Genomic DNA, 23,853 nt, shown 5'->3' with positions numbered 1-23,853 from the left:
GGCCGTGCGATCGAGCAAGACAATTCACGTGATTTCCTGCCATGCAGAGGGAGAGGTTGGCGATGTGATCGTCGGCGGTGTGCTGCCGCCGCCCGGTGACACCTTGTGGGAACAGCGCAACTGGATCGCACGGGATCAGACATTGCGGAACTTTGTCCTGAATGAACCGCGCGGCGGGGTGTTTCGTCATGTGAACCTGTTGGTGCCGCCCAAACATCCCGATGCCGACGCGGCGTTCATTATCATGGAGCCGGAAGACACGCCGCCGATGTCAGGGTCCAATTCCATCTGCGTGGCGACTGTGCTGCTGGATGGTGGTTTGGTCCCGATGGTGGAGCCAGAGACGACCCTGACCCTAGAGGCGCCGGGGGGATTGGTGAAGGTGCGCGTGGCCTGCAAGGGTGGCAAGGCAGAACGGATTACCGTGCAGAACTTGCCCAGCTTTGCTGACCGCCTGGATGCCGCCTTGGAGGTGCCGGGCGTTGGCACGTTGCGCGTGGATACCGCCTATGGCGGGGACAGTTTTGTGATCGTGGATGCGGATGCGCTTGGCTTCACAATTGCCGAGGATGAGGCGGCGGATATCGCGCGTTTGGGGGTGCAGATCACCAATGCGGCGAATGCGCAGTTGGGGTTCCGGCATCCTGAGAATACCGAGTGGGATCATATCTCTTTCTGCCTGTTCGCCGGTGCGTTGCGCGAAACGGCGGAGGGTTACAGCGCGGCGTCGGCGGTGGCGATCCAGCCGGGTAAGGTGGACCGGTCGCCAACTGGCACTGCCGTTTCGGCGCGAATGGCGGTTTTGGCGGCGCGTGGGCAAATGAAGGTGGGGCAGGGGCTGACGGCGCGATCAATCATCGGGTCAGAATTTCAGGGGCGTATTGCCGCCACCACACAGGTGGGCGGTAAACCCGCGATTGTGCCAGAGATTTCCGGTCGTGGCTGGGTGACGGGGGTGCATCAGCATATGTTGGACCCTGCCGACCCGTGGCCGCAGGGGTATCGCCTGCGCGATACCTGGGGCGTGTCATAGGGCAGAAATAGAGTCTATCGGCTGGATTAGAGACTGATTTGAGGGTGTGATATGAGTGATGAGAACGACCGCGCGCTGTTGACCGCGTTGTTTGATGCGGCTGTGGCGGCGGCGGATCCGGTGCAGGCGTTGCGCCCTTATATGCCCGCGCGACCCAAGGGGCGCACGGTGGTGATTGGCGCTGGCAAAGGGGCCGCGCAACTGGCCGCCGCGTTTGAGGATCTGTGGGATTCTGCCGATCATGGCCCCCTAAGCGGCGTGGTGGTCACGCGCTATGGCTACGCTGCGCCCTGTCGGCATGTCGATGTGGTGGAGGCGGCGCATCCTGTGCCGGACGCGGCGGGGCTGGCGGCCAGCGCGGCGTTGCTGGGTGCCGTGTCCGATCTGGGGTCGGATGATCTGGTGGTGGCCTTGGTCTGTGGCGGCGGATCGTCGCTATTGCCCTGCCCGCCGGACGGGCTGAGCTTGGCAGATGAACAGGCGCTGAACGCGGCGCTCTTGGCATCCGGCGCGCCGATTTCGGTGATGAATGCGATCCGCAAACATGTCAGCGGCATCAAGGGTGGGCGTCTGGCCGCTGCTTGCGCGCCCGCGCGGGTGGTGACGCTGGTGGTGTCGGATGTGCCCGGTGACGATCCGGCGCAGGTGGCGTCGGGTCCGACCGTGCCGGATGCGGTCAGCCGCGCCGATGCGCTGCGCCTGATTGAGAGCCACCGGATCGACCTGCCACAGGCGATCATGGACCACCTGAACAGTTCGGCGGCGGATGCACCTTTGCCGGCGGATCCGGTTTTTGCGGGTAACGAGGTGACGGTGGTTGCCTCCGCCTGCCTATCACTCGAAGCAGCTGCGCGCGCGGCAGAGGCGGCGGGCGTGCCTGCGGTGATCCTGTCTGACGCGATCGAGGGCGAGGCGCGCGATGTGGCGCGGGTGCATGGCGCCATCGCTCGGGAGGTGCAGGGCAGGGACCGCCCCTTTGCCAAGCCGGTGGTGATCCTGTCGGGCGGTGAAACCACGGTGACCCTGCGCGGGCAGGGGCGGGGTGGGCGCAATACGGAATTTCTGCTGGCCTTGGCACAAGAGGTTGCGGGGGCCACGGGGATCACCGCGCTGGCCGCAGACACCGACGGCATCGACGGGTCAGAGTACAACGCCGGTGCCTTTGTCGACGCAAACACAGTGGCGCGACTGCGGGCGGCGGGGCGGGATCCGGCGGCGGATCTGGCAAACAATGATGCCTTCAGCGCGTTCGAGGCGTTGGGCGATCTGTTTTCCCCCGGTCCCACGGGCACCAACGTTAATGATTTCCGCGCGATCCTTATCCGCTAATGGGTATTTTGGGCTCAACCATACGGTAGCGTATGGTTTTGGGCAGGGACCGCAAACGTCGCTCTGGCCCACCCGTGGGTTTCAAAACATCCGCCGGGCGGGGCGTTTGGGTTATTTTCGTGCGTTTCCTCCATTGTTTCTGTCGCAGATTCTGCGCTACACCACCTTGAAATGCCCCGGGAGGGGGCGCATTTGCACTAACAAACGCAGTCCAGAGGAAGACCAAGATGCCGCATTATCGTTCCAGGCGTTCCACCCACGGCCGCAACATGGCGGGGGCCCGTGGCCTCTGGCGTGCGACGGGTATGACGGATGATGATTTCGGCAAACCGATCATCGCGGTTGTGAACTCGTTCACCCAATTTGTGCCCGGTCACGTCCACCTGAAGGATCTGGGCCAGATGGTCGCCCGTGAGATCGAGGCGGCAGGCGGCGTTGCCAAGGAATTCAACACCATCGCCGTGGATGACGGCATCGCGATGGGCCATGACGGCATGCTCTACTCGCTGCCCTCGCGCGAAGTGATTGCAGACAGTGTTGAATATATGGTCAACGCCCACTGTGCCGACGCGATGGTCTGTATCTCCAACTGTGACAAGATCACCCCCGGCATGATGATGGCGGCAATGCGCCTGAACATTCCGGTGATCTTCGTGTCTGGCGGTCCGATGGAAGCGGGTAAAATTGACCTCGCCGATCTGGACATGAAAAAGGTCGATCTAGTCGACGCTATGGTCGCCGCCGCGGATGACAAGTTCACCGACGAACAGGTGAAACACATCGAAGAGAACGCCTGCCCGACCTGTGGGTCGTGTTCGGGTATGTTCACCGCCAACTCGATGAACTGTCTGGCAGAGGCGCTGGGTCTGGCACTGCCGGGCAACGGCTCCACGCTGGCGACCCACGCCGACCGCAAGCGTCTGTTCCTTGAGGCGGGTCGTCGCATCGTCGACATCACCAAGCGCCACTATGAGGGTGAGGAAAAGGGCCTGCTGCCGCGTGAAATCGCGACCTTCGAGGCCTTTGAAAACGCCATGTCGCTGGACATTGCCATGGGCGGGTCGACGAACACCGTTTTGCACCTTTTGGCGATTGCCTATGAGGGCAAGGTGGATTTCACCATGGAAGACATGGACCGCCTCAGCCGTCAGGTGCCCTGCCTGTGTAAGGTCGCGCCGAACATTCACAATGTCCATATGGAAGACGTGCATCGCGCGGGCGGCATCTTCTCCATCCTTGGTGAGCTGTCGCGCGGTGGTCTGCTGCACAATGATGTGGCGACTGTGCATTCCTCGACCATGGGCGAAGCGATTGCCCATTGGGACATCAAGGTTGCCAACAACCCCGAAGCGTCTGAACTGTTCAAAGCCGCCCCTGGTGGCGTGCGCACCACACAGGCGTTTAGTCAGGCGAACCGTTACAAAGAACTGGACACTGACCGCGAAGGTGGCGTGATCCGTTCGGTCGAACATGCGTTTTCCAAGGATGGCGGTCTGGCGGTTCTGTTCGGCAATATCGCGCTGGACGGCTGCATCGTGAAAACCGCTGGTGTGGATGAATCGATCCTCAAATTCTCGGGTCCTGCGAAAGTGTTCGAGAGTCAGGATGATGCGGTCAACGGCATCCTCACCGGCAAGGTTGCCGAAGGTGAGGTGGTGATCATCCGCTACGAGGGTCCGCAGGGCGGTCCGGGCATGCAGGAAATGCTCTACCCGACCAGCTATCTGAAATCCAAAGGTCTGGGCAAGAAATGCGCGCTGCTGACCGATGGTCGCTTCTCTGGCGGTACGTCTGGTCTGTCAATCGGCCACGCCTCGCCCGAGGCGGCGGAGGGGGGGGCAATCGGTCTGGTGGAAACCGGCGATCTGATCGAGATTGATATTCCGAACCGGACCATCAACCTTGCCGTTGCTGATGACGTGCTGGAGGCGCGCCGCGCCGCCAAAGGCCCGCTGCCGTGGGGCCCCGCCGAAGAGCGCCCCCGCGCGGTGTCCAAAGCGCTGAAGGCTTACGCCGCCTTCGCCTCCTCCGCTGCAAAAGGTGCGGTCCGCATCCTGCCCGGTGGAGAATAAGCGCTACGTGATATGATGAGCGAAAGCCCCGCCAGATTGGCGGGGCTTTTGTTTTTTGGGGAATGTGGTTGAAAAATGTATCGTAGATTAATGCGTATTTAGGCATTCTAAAAAACACCAAGGACAGGCTGATAGAAATGACGCAATTTTTGGCGAAACAGCTTTCATGGGCATTTATCGCCCTGCTCATCGCATTCCACGGCGCGCTTTCTGCTCAACCGCAAGGCGATTGGTCCTGTGGCGAGGATGAGAAATTTTCCCCAGCAGGAAAAATTATTACCTTAGGCCAACGGAGTTTTCGGTTGTGTGCCGGTGATTTTTCTTCTGACGGAGAAGGCGGCTGGGTATCTCTCGCCATAGAGGATGAAAAACGTATCGACGATCATTTCGCCATAACCCAACCCAATGTGCGCTATCGTGGAAATATTCGTCATCATATTTATGAGGCAGGGCGACCTTATGGCGTAGAGTATGAGGAGCTCACGACCATTCACGTTGACGACGTCATATATGTGGTCCGAGTGCAATCGTATGAAGCGGAGCGAGCGCGCCAAGAATACGCGAATGGAGAGATTCCAAATTCGGCCATTTACTACGCCGCACCAGTGCAGGGCACGCCCGAACATTACCTTGATTGTAACCGTCGACCAGTCGCGCCTTTTGCTGATGACTTATTCTGTCGGCTGAAAGTGATTTACCGGCCGGGTGAGAACCTTTATATTAATCAAATCTTCACCAGTAGTCCTGACTTTGATCCTGACTTTGGCAATGCAGAATTTGGATTGCAGAACCTGCCCAGCCACGTGCGCACTGTCCATGAAGCGTTTGGGCTTATTGACATCACTGGCGTTGAACAACTGAGTGAATGATTTCTGACGTCTATTGTGCGTAGGAGGATGAGAGGTCACTGCGACCGTTTACCCCCGACAATACAGCCCCGCCAATCTGGCGGGGCTTTTGCGTTTCAGAATTAGTTTAGATCAGTTCGCCAGACGGTCTAGCGCATTGCCCAGACCAACAGCGGATCCAATCACACCCAGCACTGTGCGAGCAGAGGTCAGTGTAGTTTCCGTTCCCAAAACGGTGTCTTTGGGATTGATCTGGAATTTGCGCGCGGCAAACAGTCCCTCGGCAGAGGTAAGATCGAACGCAAACACCACTTGTTCTTGCAGTGGCCCGTTGGGTGAATAGGGGGTGTCGGGCGTTTGTTTGATTAGCTGTGTCTTGTCATAGTCCCGCAGGACCAACACGGCCTTTAGATCGGCGCGGGTGTCGGACAGGCCGCCAACCGTTGACAGCGCCTCTATCGCGGTCAGGTTTTCACGTGTGAAGGGAACCAGCTCTTCGCGGCCGGTGGCGCCTAGGGCGGTGAAATACCGATCATCTTCTTGAATGATGATCTTGTCGCCACCGCGTACCGTGGTGTTGAGGCTGGGTTGCGTCATCAGTTTGTCAGCCCGGATTTCGTAGGACTGCCCGCCGCGTTGCAAACGCACCAGCGGGTTTTCCAGACTGTCACGAATGCCACCCCCTGCGGCGATCAGGTTGAGAACCGTTGTATTGCGGTTGGGTAGTGGGTAGCTGCCGGGCTGCGCGACGCCGCCCACCAGATCAGCGGCATTGTTGGCGCCCTGATCGACGGACAGTTGGATCTGTGCGGACGGTGAAATCTGCACCAGAGCATCCTGAACCTTGGTCCGTGCCTCGGTCTGGGTCAGATTGCGCAGGGAAACGTCGCCAGCGTAGGGCAGAAAGATGCTGCCATTGGCCGCCACAGGTATCGCGGGCAGGGTGACTTGATTGCTGGCTGGGCCCGTCAGCAGGGAGTTTTCTTGTGAATCCCAGATGGTCAGTGTGACGCGGTCGCCTGTGCGGATGACCTGACTTTGTGGGCCGCGGGGATTTGAGAGCCAAGTATAGTTGCCAGACCAGCCCGTCACAGGCCAGTTGTGAAAATCACTGACATTGGCGCGGGTGACGGTGATCACTTGGTAGCTGGGGGCGGTTTCTGTTTGTTCGGTCAGGATATCGCTGCTGAGTGCGGCGCCACGAGGCACCGAACAGGCGCTAAGCGCCAGCGCCGATAGGCTGAGAGCCGTCCATGTGACAATTTTGTTCAAACCGATTCCCCTCCACAGTTTGCTTGGCGATAGTCTTAACGGGTGTCGCTGTAGACCGACAGGGGGCAGGGGGTAGGTTGGGTTGGCGACGCGGTGAACGTGGCGCATTGGCCATAGGTTTGGGGCGTTCTTGCGTCGACCGCTGTCACTCGCGGTAGTCCAATGGCGTCATAGTGGCATTGCGAACGCTATTGGTTTCTGCACCTGGGACCACATCAGTGTTATGTGCGGCCAGCACCATCCAGCCAGTGCTGCGCTTTTCGGTGACAAACACCATGACCGCTGTACGGCTGTCCAGCGGGGCACCCTGCGGATCAATCTGGCCGGTCAGCCGCCAGCGGGTATGCACAATCGCCACCGTGTCGCTGACACGGCGCACTTTGACGCCGCGGGCTGAAATCTGGCTGTCTTTGAAAAAGGTGGTGAGGCCATAGTGATGCGCGCGCTGAATGTCCGCGCGGTTGTGCCACCACAGGCCAACGACGTTTACAAAATCCGCATCCTCTACAAACAGCGCGGCCAACGCCTGCGCATCCCGCGCCATCCATGCGGCGGCGAATAGGCGGGGGATGTCTTCGGGCGTCTCAGCGTGTGTTGGTGCGGTTGTGTCTGTCATAGCGGCGTGGCCCCTTTGGGATGGGATACCTTAAGGGGCCAACGCTGCGTGATGCAATCAGCGTTCGTAATGCGCGGCGGTGTTTTGGTGCCAGCGCCAGGCGTCGCGGATCATGTCAGAGAGGTTGGAACGGCTGGGTTTCCACCCCAGTTCGCTGATCGCGCGGGTCGAACCCGACACCAATTTGGTGCAATCGCCCGGACGGCGGTCACCCTCGGTGTAAGGCACCGCTTTGTTGGTGACAGATTGCGAATGTTCGATCACCTCACGCACCGAAAACCCATCGCCGGTGCCGAGGTTGAAGACACGGTTGCCCTTGCCATCCTGCAGCCATTTCAGGCCTAGAACGTGAGCTTCGACCAGATCCATCACATGCACGTAGTCGCGGATGCAGGTGCCGTCGGGCGTATCGTAATCGGTGCCAAAAACGGTCAGCGCGGCGCGTTTGCCCTCAATCGCGTCCAGCATCAGCGGGATCAGGTGGGTTTCGGGCTGGTGGAACTCGCCCACCTCTGCCTCTGGATCGGCACCGGCGACGTTGAAATAGCGGAAGATCACATGGTTCAGCCCGTCACTGGCGGCGAAGTCCTGCAACATCTGCTCAATCGCCAGTTTCGATCCGCCATAGGCGTTGATCGGCATTTGCGGCGTGTCTTCGTTCAGGACCACGTTGTCCTGATCGCCATAGGTCGCGCAGGTGGAGGAGAAGACGAAGTTTTTGCACTCAGCCGCCACCGCCGCCTCAATCAGGTTCAGCGCACCGGTGACGTTTTCGCGCCAGTAACGACCGGGCAGTTGCATCGACTCGCCCACTTGGGACAGTGCGGCGAAGTGCATGACGGCAACGGGTTGATATTCGGCGAACACCTCATCCAGACGGGCGCAGTCCAACAGGTCGCCCTTGGCCAGCGGGCCGAACTTTACCGCCTGCTCCCAGCCGGTCGAACAGTTGTCGAAGGTCACGGGGGTAAAGCCGTTGGCCGCCAGCACCTTGCAGGCGTGCGATCCGATGTAGCCTGCGCCACCTGTTACCAGAACATTGGTCATTCAAAACTCTCCACTTCTTAAATTCACTTGCCCGTAATCGTGACGGTATAGGCAAAACGGGCGCTTTGTCCGGCGTCCAGTGTGATGGTGTCGGGGCGGTCGATCATCGCCGAACCTTGACCTGCTATTGCCGCAGTTCCGTGCCAAGGTTCAAGGCAGATATAGGGCGCACCCGGTTTTTGCCACAGCGCGAAATTGGGTAGGTTTTGCCACTGAAACCGCAGGCTGGCACCTGCCGCGCTGAGGGTCAGACCGGTGCCTGCACCAGCGGGAAACAGCATCGCATCGTCTGCGTATTGCGCCGGGTCCAGCGTCAGGCGGCCATCGCGGAAGGGCGAGGGCAGGGGGGCATCGACCAGCAGCCCGTCTGCGTTGATCCGGTAAAGCGCTGGTTCACCCTGATTGTCCAACTGCACCTCATGCGTGCCGTTCGCGCCGGGCAGGGGCCATGCGAAGGCGGGGTGAAACCCAAAGCCGAAAGGCATCGCGCGGTTGCTGTGATTTTCCACCTCTGCCGTGACAGACAGGGTGGGGCCGTCAAGTTGGTGGGTTAGGCGCAGGGCGAATTCAAACGGGTAGTTCGCGCGGGTGTCTGCGCTGTCGGTCAGTTGGTGGGTGCAGTGTGTTTCGCTGGCCGCAATCAGTGCGAATTTTGACCGACGGGCAAATCCGTGTTGGTTCATCGGGGCGGTGAATGCCCCGATAGAAATCTGGCCATCCGGTGCGGCCCCAACGATCGGGAATAGGATCGGTGACCGTCCCGCCCACCATGTCGGATCCCCATGCCACAACCAGTCGCGGTTTTGATCATCGCGCAAATATTGCGTTTCTGCACCGAGGGGGCTGACGCCCACGCGGATGTGGTCATTCTGGATCTGGGTCACGTCGGTCATCTGCACTGTCCTTGTTGAAACAGATCATTATGCGGCGTCTTGTGCAGCATTCTCATGCTTCAGTCCCATACCGCAGGGTGTCGTTCAACCAAAAAGGGCCGCGATCAACGCGGCCCTTTGGTATTGGTATTTTCGAGATATTACAGGCCCTTCGCCAGCGCATCAAAATCACGCAGACGTTTGATCAGGTCAGCCATTTGATCGACGGGGATCATGTTGGGGCCATCACTGGGCGCGTTATCGGGATCCTCGTGCGTTTCAATGAACAGCGCCGAAACGCCAACCGCACAGGCCGCGCGGGCCAGAACGGGGGCAAATTCACGCTGGCCGCCCGATGTGGTGCCCTGACCGCCCGGTTGCTGCACCGAATGGGTGGCATCAAACACAGTCGGATAGCCGGTCGCCGCCATGGTTGGCAGGCCACGGAAATCGCTGACCAGCGTGTTATAGCCAAACGAAGTGCCGCGATCGCAGAGCATGATCCGTTCATTACCGGTGGAAGCGATCTTTTCCGCCACATTGCCCATGTCCCAAGGTGCCAGAAACTGACCCTTTTTCACATTGATCGCCGCGCCGGTTTTGCCCGCCGCCAGCAACAGGTCGGTCTGACGGCACAGGAAGGCGGGGATTTGCAGGATATCGCACACCTCAGCCGCAGGGGCACATTGGGCCGCGTCATGCACATCGGTCAGGATCGGCACGCCGAACTCTTCTTTGATCTGGCCAAGGATTTTCAGCCCCTCTTCCATGCCCAGCCCCCGCTTGGTCGAGATCGACGAGCGGTTGGCCTTGTCGTAGCTGGCCTTGAAGATGAACTGGGTGCCGGTGGGCGCGCAGGCCTCGGCGATTTTTTCCGCCATCATGCGGGCGTGATCGAGGCTTTCCAGCTGGCAGGGACCGGTGATGAAGGCCACCGGATTGCTGCCGCCAATATTGATGTCACCCACGGTGACGGTTTTGGTCTGGGTTACGTCCATGACTTACAGATCCTTCAGCACAGAATTGATACGGTCCACATCTTCGGGATTGTTCAGCTCCCAGAAGACGCGGCCTTTGCCCTCGACCTCGACGCAGCGCATCTTGGTGTCATTCACGAGGAAGCGCAGCTGCTCCAGCCCCTCCAGCACTTCCAGCTGGCTGATGCCCCAGGAGGTATAGGCCGCCAGTGCTGCCGGACGGTAGGCGTAGCAGCCGACGTGGTGATAGACAGGAATGTCGCTGTCGGGCACCTTGTCGGGGTCAATATAGGGCAGCACTTCCTTGGAGAAGTAGAGCGCGTGGCCCTTGGCGTTGAACACGGCGGTGGTGCCGCCGACGCGGCCGGCTTTGCGGTCTTCGACGAAATGGCTGTAGGTCAGCGGATCGCATTGCAGCACCGGCGTGGCGACCTGCGCCTCTGCGTCCTGTTTCATCGCCGCGATCAGGTCTTCGACGAACCATTCGGGCGTCAGCGGCGCGTCGCCCTGCAGGTTGACAATCAGGTCCGCCTCTACCTGCCCATTGCGCAGCGCCTCGGCGCAGCGCGCGGTGCCATTTTCCGCCTCTGGCGAGGTCATGATGACAGAGGCGCCAAACGCCTTGGCGTGATCCGCGATGCGGTCATCATCGGTGACAACATGCACCTCGGCCACGCCATTGACCCGCTGGGCCGCTTCCCAGCTGAGGCGGATCAGCGATTTCTTTTCGCCCGACGGCAGGGTCAGTTCTGCCAGCGGCTTGCCCGGATAGCGGGTCGAGGCATAGCGCGCGGGGATCAGGATCACGGTTTTCATCAGGGGATCTCCTTAAGCAACGCCAGCGCGCAGCAGATCATGCAGGTGCAGGATGCCGACGGGGCGGTTTGCCTCATCAACGGCAAAGAGCGTGGTGATCTTACGCTCGTTCATCAGGGCCAGCGCCTGAGCGGCCAACATATCCGGCGCGGCGGTCACGGGCGACAATGTGGCCACCTCACCCGCTGTGGCGGACATCAGATGCGCCATATTACGGCGCAGGTCACCGTCCGAGACGATCCCGATCAGCGCCTCACCCTCAACGACGCCGGTGGTGCCAAATCCCTTGGAGGTCATTTCGATCAAAACCTCCTCCATCGCGGTGTCCTTGCTGACGAGCGGCAGGGCGTCCACACCATGCATCAGCTGCGCTACGGTGGACAGCTGCGCGCCCAGTTTGCCGCCGGGATGGAAGGTGGCGAAGTTTTCCGCCTTGAAATCACGTGCCTCCATCAGGGCAACCGCCAGCGCATCGCCGATCGCCAGGGTCAGCGTGGTCGATGTGGTGGGGGCCATGCCCATCGGGCAGGCCTCAGGCGCGGGGGGCAAGAGCAGCTGATAATCCGCCGCCGCCATCAGGGTGGAGCCGGGGCGCGAAGAAATCCCGATCAGCGGGATCGAGAAGCGGCGCGTATGCGCCAGCACATCCGACAATTCGCGCGTTTCGCCAGAGTTGGAGATCAGCACAACGATATCGTCATTGGTGATCATGCCCAGATCGCCATGGCTGGCCTCAGAGGCATGCACAAAAGAGCTGGGCGTGCCGGTGGAGGCGAGGGTGGCGGCGATCTTGTTGCCGATATGGCCGGATTTGCCGATGCCAGAGATGATCACCCGACCCTTGGTGTTGAGGATCAAGGTCACCACCGCCTCAAAATCGGCGGGCAGATGATCGGACAGCAGACGCAGCGCGTCTGCCTCAATGCCCAGCACACGCTTGGCTGCGCTGACCATTTTCGACGGAGAAGAAGCTTGGTTTTCCATGAAGTTTCCAATGTCACAAGCGGCTGAGGCGATCAATGGAAAACGGCTGTGGCCCAGCGTGGGTGGTGGAAGGCTGCTACAACTTGACGTCGTTTGGTCGTTGTTCATTGCAGTAATAGGCTGTGATCCGCTGTGGGTTGCAGAATTTGGTGACCCCCATGCCTCTGTTGCAACCCATCCGCGACAGGGGCGTGACCAACTATGAAGGTGCTGTTTAGATGTTTCAGACAATCCGGTCGCGGCTGATTGCGACGTTCTCTTTCCTTGGGCTGGTTCTGGTGGCGATCGCGCTGTTTGCGGTGGTGGAACTGCAAAATGTAACGGCGCGGGGCGATCAGATGGTCGAGGTCCATTTCGCCGATACCCTGAGCGCTGAGGCGTTGTACAGCCACCAACTGCAGATTCAGACGCAGATGCGGGACTATCTGATGATTGAACGTGGTGATTCCAAAGCGCGGTCGAAGATTTGGCGCAAGATGGAGGCACTGACTGCTGCGCAGGCTGCAGAATTCGAATCCTTGCAGGTCCGTGGCAGTGCTGGGCTGGCCCCTTATTTGGAGCGCTATAGCTATGAAAACGCACGGATGCAGAAACTGCGCGCGGATATTGCTCAGCAGATGATGTTCGGGGTGTCGGATCGTTCAAGCGATGTGTTGCTGCGCAAGGTGGCCCCCCTGTCTGAAGCGATGGAGGCCCTGTTTCACGATATCGAAACGCATCTGAGTGCGGAAATGACCGCCGCTGCCGCGGAGGCGCAGGCGATCTACGACGGGATTGTCACCCGTCTGGCAGTTGTGATTGCGGTTGCTCTGGTGTTTGGAATCGCAGCCGCATGGGGGATCACGCGATCCCTGCGTCTGGGACTGCACAAAGCAAATGTGTTGAGCAGCGATGTCGCACAGGGTCGGCTGCATGTGTGCGATGAACCACGCCCCGGCCACGAGATTGGTGCCCTACTTGGTAATCTTGATCAGATGTCACGTCAGTTGAATGGCGTTGTCGGATCCGTGGTGACCGGCGCAGATGTTGTGTCCAGCAGTGCGCAGTCGATGTCTGAAACAGCCGGTCAGCTGAATGAGACATCGCTGGAACAGGCGCGGTCATCCGAGGCGTTGGCGCAATCTGTGGGGGATGTCACGCAGTCGGTGGATCAGACCGCCCAGCATGCCCGCGAAACCGAAGTGATGGCCCAGAAGTCGGTGGCGCAGGTGCAGCAATCCGAAACGGCCGTTGTTTCGGCGCTGGAGGCGACAGAGGCGATGCTGGAGCAGATCAGCGTGGTGCAGGAAATTGCCCGTCAGACAGACCTGTTGGCGCTGAATGCTGCAGTTGAAGCTTCGCGCGCTGGCGAAAATGGCAAAGGGTTCAGTGTGGTTGCGGGCGAAGTGCGCAAGCTGGCAGAACGCTCTCAGGCTGCATCGGGCGTTATTCAGGGGTTGAGCCAACGCACGATTTCGGCGGCCGAAGGTGCCCGTGAAAGCCTGTCAGAACTGGGGCCAAGCATTCAGCGCACGGCGGATTTGGTTGGTCAGATCAGTCATTCCAATGCCGATATCGCCCAGACGATGATTGAACTGCGTACATCGGTTGTGGGTTTGGATCAGTTATCCCAGCGTACCAGTGCCAATTCCGAAGAAATGAGTGTTACCGCTGAAGAGCTGGCGCAGCAGGTCACTGTGTTGAACGATGCGGTCGGTTTCTTCGATGTGCAGGGCTGTGATAGCGGTTCAGGGGGGATGTCAGCGATCAGTGCGCGACTGCCCGCTGATCAGGGGGCCGATATGGGCGTTTCAGGTGTTGCCGACGCCAAAGCGGCCTAAAGAGTGCTGATCCGGTGCGGGCGTCTTCGTCCGCACCGACCTAGAGAATCGGGGCGATTTCCGGTAAGGTAAGGGCATTCTTTCATTGCTTTTGCTCAACGGACTATGAAACGGTCTTGATATACAGCGTCCTGCCCGCTTCGGTTGCGCGGCCTCGCGCCTCTCAAACTAACAGCTAAGGGACACTAAGCCCATGAAATGGATTGATGTCCTGGACCATGTTTCCACCGCCATGCTTGTTGGAACATTCTTTTGGTTTTGGGGCTGTCTTTTACTTTTGCAAATCAGGGTGATGAGAACGACCAAAGTTCCGTTATGGCGAGTGTATGTGCCATTGGCTGAACGAATGAACGTAGCAAATGAGTTGTTTGTATCAGACAAATGTAAGCGAGAGCGGGCGTGGGTGGGTCGCGCATTAATATGGTTTGTTGTCGCGTTGATCGCTTGGGGTGGCGTGTCTGCAATGAAGGCTGTTTTAGGATGACCGACCCAAAGCGTCTGATCATTGTCCCGTGGTGGCGGAGTTTCGGATCTGACGGGAATTTACCCGTCGGGCAACAGACCGCGCAGGTATGCGCCGTAGGCGGTTTTGCCGTAGGTTTCGACGTGTTTGCGCATCAGCGCAGCGTCGATCCAGCCTTGTTGATAGGCGATTTCCTCGGGGCAGCCTGACTGCATGCCTTGGCGTTCTGACAGCGTGCGGACAAAATTGCCGGCATCCAGTAGAGAGCCGTGGGTGCCGGTATCCAGCCAGGCATAGCCACGCCCCATGCGCTCAACCGAGAGGGTTCCATCGTTCAGGTAGCTTTGCAGCAGGGTGACGATTTCCAGTTCACCACGGTTTGATGGGCGCACGGCGCGGGCGCGTTCCGGCGCGTTGCCGTCCAGAAAATAGAGGCCGGTGACCGCGTAGTTTGACGGTGGCACGGCGGGCTTTTCGATAATCTCTTGCGCGTTGAATTCACTGTCAAAGCGCACCACGCCATAGCGTTCAGGATCCGCGACGTGATAGCCGAACACGGTGCCGCCTGTGGTCTTGGCATTGGCGGCGGCCAGCATTTCTGGCAGGCCATGGCCAAAGAAGATGTTGTCACCCAGCACCATCGCAGAAGGTGCGCCGTCCAGAAAATCCTCGGCCAGAATATAGGCCTGCGCCAATCCGTCGGGGCTGGGCTGTTCGATATAGGTCAACGACATGCCCCATTGGCTGCCATCGCCCAGCAGACGCTGGAATTGCGCCTGATCCTGCGGCGTGGTGATGACCGCCACCTCGCGGATACCCGACAGCATCAACACGCTAAGGGGGTAGTAGATCATCGGTTTGTCATAGATTGGCATCAGCTGTTTCGATACCGCCAGGGTCAGCGGGTAAAGCCGCGTGCCGGACCCGCCGGCCAGAATAATACCTTTGCGCTGTGTCATCGGGTCAGGTCCTCAATCACCTTTTCCAACCCACTCTGCCAGTCAGGGGGCTGGATTGAAAAATCATTTGTTAAATCGTTGCAATGTAATTGCGAATTTAGCGGTCGCGTTGCTGGGGTGGGGTAGGCGCTGGTGGCGATATCCACAACCCGTGTTGTCAGGTTCGCTTTGGCAAAGATCGCGCGGGCAAAATCGGCCCAGTTGACCGCGGGCTGGCCGCTGAAATGATAGATCCCACGGCTGCGGGTGCCCGCCTGCATCTGCGCTGCGATGGACAGCAGCGCCGCCGCGATGGCACGTGCTGGCGTCGGGCTGCCGATCTGGTCGGCCACAACGCTCAACTGATCACGGGTTGCTGCCAGACGCAGCATGGTTTTGACAAAGTTGCCGCCATGGGCGGAAAAGACCCAAGACGTGCGCAGAATCGCATAGTTCGCGCCACTGGCTGCAACCGCCTGTTCCCCCGCCAGTTTGGACCGCCCATAGGCATTGATCGGCGCCACGGGATCATCCGGTCGCCACGGCTGATCGCCGCTGCCGTCAAACACATAGTCGGTCGACAGATGCAGGAACGGCACCTTTCGTTCAGCGCAGGCACGCGCCATGGCGGCGGGGGCATCTGCGTTGATCACGGTGGCCAGCGCCTCTTCTTCCTCGGCCTTATCAACGGCGGTGTAGGCGGCGGCGTTGATCACCGCATCCGGTTTTAATGCCAAGATCTGCGCGGCGCAGGCGGCAGGGTCGGACAGATCCGCGGTATCCCGCCCCAGAAACCGCGCCTCAGGAGCAAGGAGCGCCAACTCACTTGCCACCTGACCGGTTTTACCAAAGACAAGGATCATGAAGCCTTACCCAAACGTTCACCGACACCATCTCGGTTCTGCAACGCACGCCACCACTGTTCGTTGTTCAGATACCATTCTACCGTCAAAGCCAGACCTTCTTCGACAGTCACAGAGGGACGCCAACCCAGTTCATTGCGAATGCGGTTGGGGTCAATTGCATAACGCGCATCATGTCCCGGACGATCGGTAACAAAGGTGATCTGATCTTTATACGATCCCGTGGCCTTAGGGCGCTTTTCATCCAAAATAGCACAAAGCGTTTGCACCAGTTCCAGATTGGTGCGCTCATTCTCGCCACCGATATTGTAGCTGCGCCCCAGCTGCCCCTTTTCCAGCACTGTCAGCAGCGCGTCAGCATGGTCTTCGACATATAGCCAGTCGCGAATATTGCTACCATCCCCGTAGATCGGCAGGGGTTTCCCAGCGAGCGCATTCAAGATCACCACCGGGATCAGCTTTTCGGGGAAGTGGTAGGGACCATAGTTGTTGGAACAATTGGTCAGCAGCACCGGTAACCCGTAAGTTTCCCCCCAGGCGCGCACCAGATGGTCACTGGCCGCCTTAGACGCAGAATAGGGGCTGCGGGGATCGTAGGCCGTTTCTTCGGTAAACATCACCGACGGGTCGGCGGGCAGGGAGCCGTAAACCTCATCCGTCGAGATATGTTGGAAACGGAAATTGTCGGGGCGGCCCTTTGCTTCCCACATCCGACGGGCGGATTGCAGCAGATTGAAAGTGCCCATGACATTGGTTTCCATGAACACCGCAGGCCCGTCGATGGAGCGGTCAACGTGACTCTCGGCGGCCAGGTGCAACACCGCGTCGGGCTGGTGTTGATCAAAACACGCCTCAACCGCAGCGGCGTCGCGGATATCCACCTGCGCAAAGGTGTAAAGCGGGCTGTCCGCCACCTCGGACACGTTATCAAGGCAGGCGGCGTAGGTCAGCGCGTCCAGATTGATCACCTGATGCCCTGCTTTCACTGCTTGACGTACAACTGCGGATCCGATGAAGCCGGCGCCGCCGGTGATGAGCAGTTTCATTGAGTGTCCTGTCATTGATATGGGGTGGTGAAATCGGCCAATGCTGGTGCGGAGGCATCTTTTTCCGACAAAATGGGTGTTACGCCTTCTAATGGCCAGTCAATGCCGCAGCTGTCCCAGGCAACTGCGCGGTCACATTCCGGGGCGTAGTGGTCGGTGCATTTGTAAATAATTTCTGTGTCTGGTTCCAAGGTCATGAAACCATGCAGGAAGCCTGCGGGAATCCATAATTGGCGGCCATTCTTATAACTCAGCTCTTCGCCAACCCACTGCCCATAGGTCGGCGATCCGGCGCGGATGTCCACTGCGACATCAAACATTGCGCCGCGGCCACACCGCACCAGTTTGCCCTGCGCATGAGGCGGGGCCTGAAAGTGTAGGCCGCGGACAGTGCCGCGGTCGTGTGATAGCGAGTGGTTGTCTTGCACGAAGTCGGGCAGTGTCAGCCCAGCATCCGCAAGTGTGGTGCGATTCCAGCTTTCGCTAAAGAATCCCCGATGGTCGCCGAAACGGGCGGGCGTCAGGATCTTTACGTCGGCAATGGCGGTTTCCGAGATCTGCACGAGGCGCTCCGGCTGGTGAAGTCTTTGCAATCTATAGCCTTCCTGCGGGGGCCATCGAAACCCCCTAGTGGTGTAAATGACCGGTAATTGTTGCCTGTTTACTGCGCAGTCGCTGCGGATGAGTGGGAAAATATGCTTTTGAGATTGAATAGTTCAATTTCTGAAGTAAGTAGGGCGCGTGTTAACAAACAGTAGAGTCTCATGGGTTGCGAACAAATTCCCAGCTATGATCCGACCGAGGATCAGACCCTCAGTCCAGAAATTCGGGCCTTGCTAGGGGTCGATGCGATTTACAATCAGGTGTTGGCTGTGGTCGAGCAGATGAGTTTCGCCAAGGACCTGCCCGATCCGGCAAAGCGTCTGGTGATCCGTTTGGATGCGCCTATGCGGCTGGGGGATCTGGCACGGGTGTCTAATGTGTTGCCCTCGACGCTGACGGCGCTGGTCGACCTATTGGAGGCCGAAGGTCTGGCAGAAAGAAAACGCGATCCCAGTGATCGGCGCGCCTGGCTTTTGACCCTGACAGAAAAAGGCCACGCCAGACGGGCCGAAATGGCGCAGAAGGCTGCCGAAGTCTTTCACGCGATCACCGGCTTTGATGCCGCAGAAACCGCCGCTTTTGCCGATTTGACGGACAAAGCGCGCAGAAACTTGCACGAAACGCTCTCGAACAGGAGTCGCAAATGATGTCCCTTTCTCATGTTGTCCCCCTGCGCAAAGGGCGCGCAGCCGCTGCCTTTGGTGTGGCGATGGCCGCATTGTTGATGACACCCGCAGCACAGGCGCAGGAAACGCCCGCCGAAATCATCCGTCCGGTCAAGCTGATGGAACTGGAACGGGGTGACAGTAAGATCACACGCCAGTTCTTTGGTCAGGTAGTGGCGCGTCAAACCGTGGACCTTGCGTTTCAGGTTGGTGGGCAGATTGTCGAATTTCCCGTGATCGAAGGCCAGATCGTGCCGAAAGGTGGATTGATCGCCAAGCTGGACGAGGAGTTGTTTTCCCTGCAGTTGGATCAGGCGACTCTGCAGTATGATCAAGCCAAACGCCGGTTGGATCGTTTCAATCGACTGACGGGGTCTGCCGTTGTGTCCGAGGTGACGGTACAGGACACTGAAACGCAGGTCGGGCTGGCACGGATTGCACGCCGTAATGCGGAATATGCGCTGGAACACGCCACCCTGTCGGCACCGTTTGATGCCTTGGTCGCAACCCGCAATGTTGCGAATTTCACCACTGTCGGCGCGGGAGCGCCAATCGTGCGTTTGCATGACATGTCTGATCTGCGGATTGAAATTGATGTGCCGGAAGTGCTGTTTCAGCGCGCCAGCACGGATACCAACGTCACTTTGTTCGCGCGTTTCCCGACAGGTGACACGCTGTACCCATTGGCGATCCGTGAATATGTCGCCGAGGCGTCTACCATCGGGCAAACCTTTCAGCTGACGCTAGGGTTGGAACGTCCGGTTGGTCTGACTGTTTTGCCGGGTTCGTCGGTGACCGTTCTGGCAACGGTGGACCAAGACGGTGGCAATCCGATTTTGCCAACCACCGCGATTGATCTGGCCAATGATGGCGGCCCGCAGGTGATGGTCTTTACGCTATCCGAAGATAGCGAAGAGTCCGCCGATGGGCTTGGCACTGTTGCGTTGCGTCGGGTTGAGGTCAGAACCTCTCGTGATGGCGAGATCGTTCTGGTGTCCGGTGTGGAACCGGGTGAATTGATCGTACGCTCTGGCCTGCCATCGCTGACGGATGGTCAGCGTGTCCGCCGTTTCGTCGGTTTCCCGGACTAAGGGGCGCGTCATGAACATCGCACGCTTTTCGATTAACGCTCCGGTCACGACATGGATCGTGATGCTGGTCTGCCTGTTTGGCGGAATCTGGGGCTTCTTCTCGCTCGGTCGGCTCGAAGATCCGGCCTTCACGATCAAGACCGCGGTTGTGGTCACCCATTACCCGGGCGCCAGCGCTGATCAGGTGATGATCGAGGTGACGGAACCGCTGGAGGCCGCCATTCAGGGCATGGGGCAGGTTGAACGTATTACGTCATCCAGTCGCCCGGGTGTGTCGCGCATCGATGTGGAAATCCGTCCGACATATGACGGCACCGAACTGCCTGAGGTTTGGGCCGAACTGCGCAACAAGGTGGAAGACGCGCAATTGCGCCTGCCGCAGGGGGCCAGAACACCGATTGTGAACGACAGTTTCGGGGATGTGTTCGGTGTGTTCTTTGCCGTGACCGCCGAAGGGTTCAATGACGCCGAAAAGCACGATCTGGCGCGGTTCCTGCGGCGCGAGATGCTGGCCGTTGATGGTGTTGCGAACGTCGAACTGATGGGCCTGCCGGAAGAAGCGATTTATGTGGAACCGGACATCGCGCTGATGAAGAACCAGAATATTTCGCCTGCGGCTATTCTGAATGCCTTGGCGTCGTCGAACTCTGTCGCGCCGGCGGGGTCGTTGCGTCAGGATGGAAACAAGGTGCGCATTCAGACACCCGAAGGATCTGACAGCGTAGATGAAATCGCAGCGCTGAGTATCGGGGTTGGCGGTGAGGTGCTGAACCTGGTTGATATCGCCGATGTCAGCCGTGGTCGTCGTGTCGACCCGGGCGTGATCATTCGCCATGACGGGCTTGATGCCTTTACCCTTGGGATTGCGGGGCTGGCGTCTGAAAACATTGTGGAGGTCGGCAACCGTATTGATGCCCGCTTGGCTGAGCTGCAGGCGGAAATTCCCGTCGGGGCGAAGCTGCACCCGATCTATCAACAACATATCGTAGTGGATGAGGCGTCGACCGCGTTCTTGTGGAACCTTGCCATGTCTGTGGCCATCGTTGTGGTGGTTCTGGGCCTGTTTATGGGGCCGCGCGCCGCGATTGTTGTCGGGGCGACGCTATTGCTGACCGTGGTGGGCACGTTGTTGTTCATGGCGATTTTCGGCATCGAAATGGAACGTATTTCGCTGGGCGCGCTGATCATTGCGATGGGGATGCTGGTGGACAACGCCATCGTTGTGGCCGAGGGCATGCAAACCGCTATGTTGCGTGGCAAATCTAGTCGTGATGCCGCGACAGAGGCCACTGCCAAAACCCAGATCCCGCTTTTGGGGGCGACGGTGATTGGTATCATGGCCTTTGCCGGGATCGGCCTTAGCCCTGATGCGACGGGTGAATTCCTCTTCTCGCTATTCGCTGTGATTGCGATTTCGCTGCTGTTGTCGTGGGTGCTGGCGGTGACGGCGACGCCTCTGCTTGGGCATTACTTCTTCAAGGTGGGGCATGCAGACAATGCGGACGCGTATTCTGGGCCGTTGTTCAGAATGTTTGCATGGTCGCTGCGGCTGGCTCTGAAACTACGTTGGTTGGTCGTTGCGGGTCTCTTGGTGGTCACGGTGGGGTGCTATTACGGCTTTACCCATGTGAAACAGCAGTTCTTCCCTAACTCGAACACGCCATTGTTCTTTGTGCATTACACCATGCCGCAGGGAACGGCGATCAACACGACCGCAGAACAGATGGCCGTGCTTGAAGAGTGGTTGCTGGAACGTGAAGAGGTTGTGGATGTTGCAACCTTTGTCGGGCAGGGCGCGACGCGGTTTCTGCTGACCTACGCCAGTGAGCCGAGCAATTCGGGCTATGGGCATCTGGTGATCCGCACGCAATCGGAACCGCAGATCGCGGCGCTGCGCGCGGAATTGGATGCTTATGCCGCCGAGGTGATGACCGATGGCGAGTTCCGGTCGGCGCGTCTGGTGTTCGGCCCCGGTAGCGGTGCCCAGATTCAGGCGCGGATTTCCGGCAAGGATCCAGAGGTGCTGCGCGATCTGGCCGATCAGGTGATGACCGCGATGACCGGCGCGACGCCGAATGCCCTGTTGCCCCGTACCAATTGGCGTGAGCAGGAGCTGGTTTTGACGCCGAATTACGTGACCGAACGGGCGCAGACGGCGGGTGTAACCCGTGATGATGTGGCCAATCTGTTCAACTTTGCCACAGATGGCGTGACGGCAGGTGTGTATCGCGAAAGTGACCGCCAATTGCCTATCATCGTGCGCACAAATCCTGACGCGGGGTTGAGTGTGATGGATCAGGTTGTGGCCACACCTACCGGTGCCGTTCTGCCAGTTGAGCAGGTCATTGATGGGTTCACCCTCGAAGCGCAAAATACCCTGATCCAGCGTCGGAACCGGGTGCCGACGATCACCGTTGGTGTGGATGTGCCTGTGGGCTTTACTGCGGCACAGGTGTTTGCAGAGCTGCGTCAGCAGGTCGAAGATATTCCGATGCCTCCTGGCTACAAGATGGAATGGGGCGGAGAGCATGAGGATTCCGCCAAAGCCAACGAAAGCCTTGGTCGTCAGTTGCCGATTGCGTTGTTGATCATGGTGCTGATTTCGATCCTGCTGTTCAACGCGCTGCGTCAGCCGCTGATCATTTGGCTGTTGGTGCCGATGTCGGTTAATGGTGTGGCCTTCTGGCTGTTGCTGACCGGCGTGCCGTTTTCCTTTACCGCGCTGCTGGGTCTGTTGTCGCTGTCGGGGATGTTGATCAAAAACGGGATTGTTCTGGTGGAAGAGATTGATCTGGTCCGCGCCGAGGGTGTGGCATTGGATCAGGCAATCGTTGATGCGTCGGTCTCGCGTCTGCGCCCTGTGGCGTTGGCGGCGGCGACGACGATCCTTGGTATGATCCCGTTGCTGACCGATCCGTTCTTTGTGTCGATGGCCATCACCATCATGGGCGGTCTGGCCTTTGCGTCGGTGCTGACGCTGGTGGCGGCGCCGGTGTTCTACGCGATTTTCTTCAAAAAGGATGAAAAACGTAGGCTGGCGGCCTTGGCTGCGTAACACAGACCATGACCCTATGAATTGAAGCGGCGCCCAAACGGGCGCCGTTTTTTTGCGTGGGTGGGGCAGGAGGTCTTGCGCTTTGTGATGATACCATCTAGTTGTTCCGCAATGCGGAGCACATATCCGCATGTTGACGCATTGCTATATTGACGATACGCATTGGGCACCCGCCGATCGGGTGCGCAGGATTCTTTTTGGTGCGCCCTGATCAGCAGGGTCGAAATACGCGGACGAAGGAGAATGAGCATGCTGTACGCCTATATCTATGATGGATTGCGCAGCCCGTTTGGACGCCACGCAGGTGGTTTGTCGACGGTGCGACCGGATGATCTGGCAGCGAAAGTATTGGCCGATCTGGTTGCGCGGTCTGAATTTGATGCCAGCGAAATCGAAGATGTCATCCTTGGCAACGTCTGCCAGTCCGGCGAAGACAGCCGCAACGTTGCGCGTTTTTCATCATTGCTGGCGGGATTGCCGATTGAACTGGGTGGCCTGACGGTCAATCGCCTGTGTGGGTCTGGTATGTCGGCGGCGCTTGACGCTGCGCGCTCTGTTACCGTTGGTGAGGCGCCGCTTTATGTTGCGGGCGGTGTCGAAAGCATGACCCGCGCGCCGTTTGTGGTGGCCAAATCCGCCAGTGCCTGGGGTCGCCAGCCTGAAATGTATGACAGCACTATCGGTACCCGTTTCCCCAACCCGCAGATTGCCAAGATCTATGGCGATTATTCAATGCCGCAAACCTCTGACAATGTGGCGGCGGACTTTGATATCAGCCGTGAGGCGGCAGATGAATTTGCCTTTGGCTCGCAAACCAAATTTGAAGCGGCGCGCCAGCGTGGGTTCTTTGCCGGTGAAATTACCCCGATCGAGATCAAGGGCCGCAAGGGCGCTGTGCATCAGGTGAGCGAGGACGAACACCCCCGTCCCGACGTGGCGCTGGAAAAAATGGCGTCGCTGCGAACCCTCTTTGAGGGGGGCGTTACAACTGCTGCCAACGCATCAGGGGTGAACGACGGGGCTGCGATGTTGATGATTGGTGCGCGCAGTGAGCGTGCCCAGCCCCGGGCACGTATCGTTTCGGGTGCCATCGCGGGTGTGCCGCCGCGCATCATGGGGATTGGTCCGGGCTTTGCCGTTCCCAAAGCGTTGGAGCGTGCGGGCCTGACGATGGCGGATATGGATCTGATTGAAATCAACGAAGCCTTTGCCGCGCAGGCATTGGCCTGCTGTAAACAGTTGAACCTTGATCCCAAAGACAGCCGTTTGAACCCCAACGGCGGCGCGATTGCCGTGGGGCATCCACTGGGCGCGTCGGGCGCGCGGATCATTTTGACTGCGATGCGTTATCTTGAGGAAACCGGTGGTCGCTATGCCTGTCTGTCTATGTGCATTGGCGTCGGGCAGGGGATCGCCATGGTGATTGAACGCGTAGATGCGTGA

General features: G+C 59.0%; 21 protein-coding genes. 10 read left to right on the top strand and 11 right to left on the bottom strand.

The window, feature by feature from the left end:
* Positions 1-4: 4 nt before the first annotated feature.
* The 4 genes from TM5383_RS11065 to TM5383_RS11050 all read left to right on the top strand — a co-directional run bounded on the left by TM5383_RS11065 (position 5) and on the right by TM5383_RS11050 (position 5,303).
* The gene (locus TM5383_RS11065; RefSeq protein ID WP_058319108.1) at positions 5-1,033 is read left to right on the top strand and encodes a trans-3-hydroxy-L-proline dehydratase; all 1,029 of its coding nucleotides are present in this window, start codon (positions 5-7) and stop codon (positions 1,031-1,033) included.
* Between the two features lie 51 nt (positions 1,034-1,084).
* The gene (locus TM5383_RS11060; protein ID WP_058319107.1) at positions 1,085-2,362 is read left to right on the top strand and encodes a glycerate kinase type-2 family protein; all 1,278 of its coding nucleotides are present in this window, start codon (positions 1,085-1,087) and stop codon (positions 2,360-2,362) included.
* A gap of 227 nt (positions 2,363-2,589) precedes the next feature.
* The gene (ilvD, locus tag TM5383_RS11055) at positions 2,590-4,434 is read left to right on the top strand and encodes a dihydroxy-acid dehydratase (RefSeq protein WP_058319106.1); all 1,845 of its coding nucleotides are present in this window, start codon (positions 2,590-2,592) and stop codon (positions 4,432-4,434) included.
* Between the two features lie 137 nt (positions 4,435-4,571).
* The gene (locus tag TM5383_RS11050; RefSeq protein WP_058319105.1) at positions 4,572-5,303 is read left to right on the top strand and encodes a hypothetical protein; all 732 of its coding nucleotides are present in this window, start codon (positions 4,572-4,574) and stop codon (positions 5,301-5,303) included.
* A gap of 111 nt (positions 5,304-5,414) precedes the next feature.
* On the opposite strand, the gene TM5383_RS11045 is transcribed toward TM5383_RS11050, so the two are convergent.
* The 7 genes from TM5383_RS11045 to TM5383_RS11015 form a co-directional block, all read right to left on the bottom strand.
* Positions 5,415-6,554 (bottom strand): polysaccharide biosynthesis/export family protein, encoded by a 1,140-nt coding sequence (locus TM5383_RS11045; protein ID WP_076400298.1) that lies wholly within the window; start codon positions 6,552-6,554, stop codon positions 5,415-5,417.
* 145 nt (positions 6,555-6,699) lie between these two features.
* Positions 6,700-7,170 carry an SgcJ/EcaC family oxidoreductase gene (locus tag TM5383_RS11040; RefSeq protein ID WP_058319104.1) on the bottom strand — a complete coding sequence of 157 codons (471 nt, stop codon included), beginning with the start codon at positions 7,168-7,170 and terminating at the stop codon, positions 6,700-6,702.
* Between the two features lie 57 nt (positions 7,171-7,227).
* Positions 7,228-8,217: a UDP-glucose 4-epimerase GalE gene (gene galE / locus TM5383_RS11035; protein ID WP_058319103.1), complete on the bottom strand. Its 990-nt coding sequence runs from the start codon at positions 8,215-8,217 to the stop codon at positions 7,228-7,230.
* 23 nt (positions 8,218-8,240) lie between these two features.
* Positions 8,241-9,110 (bottom strand): aldose 1-epimerase family protein, encoded by an 870-nt coding sequence (locus TM5383_RS11030; protein WP_058319102.1) that lies wholly within the window; start codon positions 9,108-9,110, stop codon positions 8,241-8,243.
* Positions 9,111-9,250: 140 nt separating this feature from the next.
* A complete protein-coding gene (gene kdsA / locus TM5383_RS11025; RefSeq protein ID WP_058319101.1) occupies positions 9,251-10,087 on the bottom strand; it encodes a 3-deoxy-8-phosphooctulonate synthase in 837 nt (278 codons plus the stop codon).
* A 3-nt stretch (positions 10,088-10,090) separates the two neighbouring features.
* Complete coding sequence (locus tag TM5383_RS11020; RefSeq protein WP_058319100.1) at positions 10,091-10,882, bottom strand: 3-deoxy-manno-octulosonate cytidylyltransferase; 792 nt, start codon at positions 10,880-10,882, stop codon at positions 10,091-10,093.
* Between the two features lie 12 nt (positions 10,883-10,894).
* Positions 10,895-11,866: a KpsF/GutQ family sugar-phosphate isomerase gene (locus tag TM5383_RS11015; protein WP_058319099.1), complete on the bottom strand. Its 972-nt coding sequence runs from the start codon at positions 11,864-11,866 to the stop codon at positions 10,895-10,897.
* Positions 11,867-12,084: 218 nt separating this feature from the next.
* On the opposite strand from TM5383_RS11015, the gene TM5383_RS11010 reads away from it, so the two are divergent.
* Both TM5383_RS11010 and TM5383_RS11005 read left to right on the top strand, forming a co-directional pair.
* Positions 12,085-13,686 (top strand): methyl-accepting chemotaxis protein, encoded by a 1,602-nt coding sequence (locus tag TM5383_RS11010; protein WP_058319098.1) that lies wholly within the window; start codon positions 12,085-12,087, stop codon positions 13,684-13,686.
* A gap of 193 nt (positions 13,687-13,879) precedes the next feature.
* A complete protein-coding gene (locus tag TM5383_RS11005; protein ID WP_058319097.1) occupies positions 13,880-14,170 on the top strand; it encodes a hypothetical protein in 291 nt (96 codons plus the stop codon).
* A gap of 59 nt (positions 14,171-14,229) precedes the next feature.
* Here the strand turns inward: TM5383_RS11005 and rfbA are convergent, their stop codons facing one another.
* The 4 genes from rfbA to rfbC are packed head-to-tail and all read right to left on the bottom strand — an operon-like array spanning position 14,230 to position 17,559.
* Positions 14,230-15,108 carry a glucose-1-phosphate thymidylyltransferase RfbA gene (gene rfbA / locus TM5383_RS11000; RefSeq protein ID WP_058319096.1) on the bottom strand — a complete coding sequence of 293 codons (879 nt, stop codon included), beginning with the start codon at positions 15,106-15,108 and terminating at the stop codon, positions 14,230-14,232.
* The gene (rfbD, locus tag TM5383_RS10995; RefSeq protein ID WP_058319095.1) at positions 15,105-15,950 is read right to left on the bottom strand and encodes a dTDP-4-dehydrorhamnose reductase; all 846 of its coding nucleotides are present in this window, start codon (positions 15,948-15,950) and stop codon (positions 15,105-15,107) included. Before rfbD ends, rfbA begins: the two co-directional genes overlap by 4 nt.
* A complete protein-coding gene (rfbB, locus tag TM5383_RS10990) occupies positions 15,947-16,996 on the bottom strand; it encodes a dTDP-glucose 4,6-dehydratase (RefSeq protein ID WP_058319094.1) in 1,050 nt (349 codons plus the stop codon). Before rfbB ends, rfbD begins: the two co-directional genes overlap by 4 nt.
* 11 nt (positions 16,997-17,007) lie before the next feature.
* Complete coding sequence (rfbC, locus tag TM5383_RS10985; RefSeq protein ID WP_058319093.1) at positions 17,008-17,559, bottom strand: dTDP-4-dehydrorhamnose 3,5-epimerase; 552 nt, start codon at positions 17,557-17,559, stop codon at positions 17,008-17,010.
* Positions 17,560-17,760: 201 nt separating this feature from the next.
* Between rfbC and TM5383_RS10980 the strand changes: the two genes are divergently transcribed.
* From TM5383_RS10980 to TM5383_RS10965, 4 genes are all read left to right on the top strand, one after another.
* Entirely contained in the window at positions 17,761-18,246 is a 486-nt protein-coding gene (locus TM5383_RS10980) for a MarR family winged helix-turn-helix transcriptional regulator (protein WP_058319092.1), read from the top strand.
* Positions 18,243-19,355, top strand: a complete 1,113-nt coding sequence (locus TM5383_RS10975) for an efflux RND transporter periplasmic adaptor subunit (RefSeq protein WP_231725133.1) — start codon at positions 18,243-18,245, stop codon at positions 19,353-19,355. The genes TM5383_RS10980 and TM5383_RS10975 overlap by 4 nt, the downstream gene beginning before the upstream one ends.
* 10 nt (positions 19,356-19,365) lie before the next feature.
* Positions 19,366-22,410 (top strand): efflux RND transporter permease subunit, encoded by a 3,045-nt coding sequence (locus TM5383_RS10970; RefSeq protein ID WP_058319091.1) that lies wholly within the window; start codon positions 19,366-19,368, stop codon positions 22,408-22,410.
* A 249-nt stretch (positions 22,411-22,659) separates the two neighbouring features.
* Positions 22,660-23,853: an acetyl-CoA C-acyltransferase gene (locus TM5383_RS10965; RefSeq protein ID WP_058319090.1), complete on the top strand. Its 1,194-nt coding sequence runs from the start codon at positions 22,660-22,662 to the stop codon at positions 23,851-23,853.

The sequence above is a fragment of the Thalassovita mediterranea genome (assembly GCF_001458435.1).
Classification (GTDB): Bacteria; Pseudomonadota; Alphaproteobacteria; order Rhodobacterales; family Rhodobacteraceae; genus Thalassobius; species Thalassobius mediterraneus.
The sequence above is the reverse complement of the archived record's forward strand: the minus strand, read 5'-3'. Positions and strand labels throughout refer to the sequence as shown.

Bases quoted from the DNA above. Each gene is read 5' to 3' on its own strand.
- TM5383_RS11060 (WP_058319107.1), top strand. From the start codon at position 1,085: ATGAGTGATGAGAACGACCGCGCGCTGTTGACCGCGTTGTTTGATGCG.
- ilvD (WP_058319106.1), top strand. From the start codon at position 2,590: ATGCCGCATTATCGTTCCAGGCGTTCCACCCACGGCCGCAACATGGCG.
- TM5383_RS11050 (WP_058319105.1), top strand. From the start codon at position 4,572: ATGACGCAATTTTTGGCGAAACAGCTTTCATGGGCATTTATCGCCCTG.
- TM5383_RS11040 (WP_058319104.1), bottom strand. From the start codon at position 7,170: ATGACAGACACAACCGCACCAACACACGCTGAGACGCCCGAAGACATC.
- galE (WP_058319103.1), bottom strand. From the start codon at position 8,217: ATGACCAATGTTCTGGTAACAGGTGGCGCAGGCTACATCGGATCGCAC.
- TM5383_RS11030 (WP_058319102.1), bottom strand. From the start codon at position 9,110: ATGACCGACGTGACCCAGATCCAGAATGACCACATCCGCGTGGGCGTC.
- kdsA (WP_058319101.1), bottom strand. From the start codon at position 10,087: ATGGACGTAACCCAGACCAAAACCGTCACCGTGGGTGACATCAATATT.
- TM5383_RS11020 (WP_058319100.1), bottom strand. From the start codon at position 10,882: ATGAAAACCGTGATCCTGATCCCCGCGCGCTATGCCTCGACCCGCTAT.
- TM5383_RS11015 (WP_058319099.1), bottom strand. From the start codon at position 11,866: ATGGAAAACCAAGCTTCTTCTCCGTCGAAAATGGTCAGCGCAGCCAAG.
- TM5383_RS11010 (WP_058319098.1), top strand. From the start codon at position 12,085: ATGTTTCAGACAATCCGGTCGCGGCTGATTGCGACGTTCTCTTTCCTT.
- TM5383_RS11005 (WP_058319097.1), top strand. From the start codon at position 13,880: ATGAAATGGATTGATGTCCTGGACCATGTTTCCACCGCCATGCTTGTT.
- rfbA (WP_058319096.1), bottom strand. From the start codon at position 15,108: ATGACACAGCGCAAAGGTATTATTCTGGCCGGCGGGTCCGGCACGCGG.
- rfbD (WP_058319095.1), bottom strand. From the start codon at position 15,950: ATGATCCTTGTCTTTGGTAAAACCGGTCAGGTGGCAAGTGAGTTGGCG.
- rfbB (WP_058319094.1), bottom strand. From the start codon at position 16,996: ATGAAACTGCTCATCACCGGCGGCGCCGGCTTCATCGGATCCGCAGTT.
- TM5383_RS10980 (WP_058319092.1), top strand. From the start codon at position 17,761: ATGGGTTGCGAACAAATTCCCAGCTATGATCCGACCGAGGATCAGACC.
- TM5383_RS10975 (WP_231725133.1), top strand. From the start codon at position 18,243: ATGATGTCCCTTTCTCATGTTGTCCCCCTGCGCAAAGGGCGCGCAGCC.
- TM5383_RS10970 (WP_058319091.1), top strand. From the start codon at position 19,366: ATGAACATCGCACGCTTTTCGATTAACGCTCCGGTCACGACATGGATC.
- TM5383_RS10965 (WP_058319090.1), top strand. From the start codon at position 22,660: ATGCTGTACGCCTATATCTATGATGGATTGCGCAGCCCGTTTGGACGC.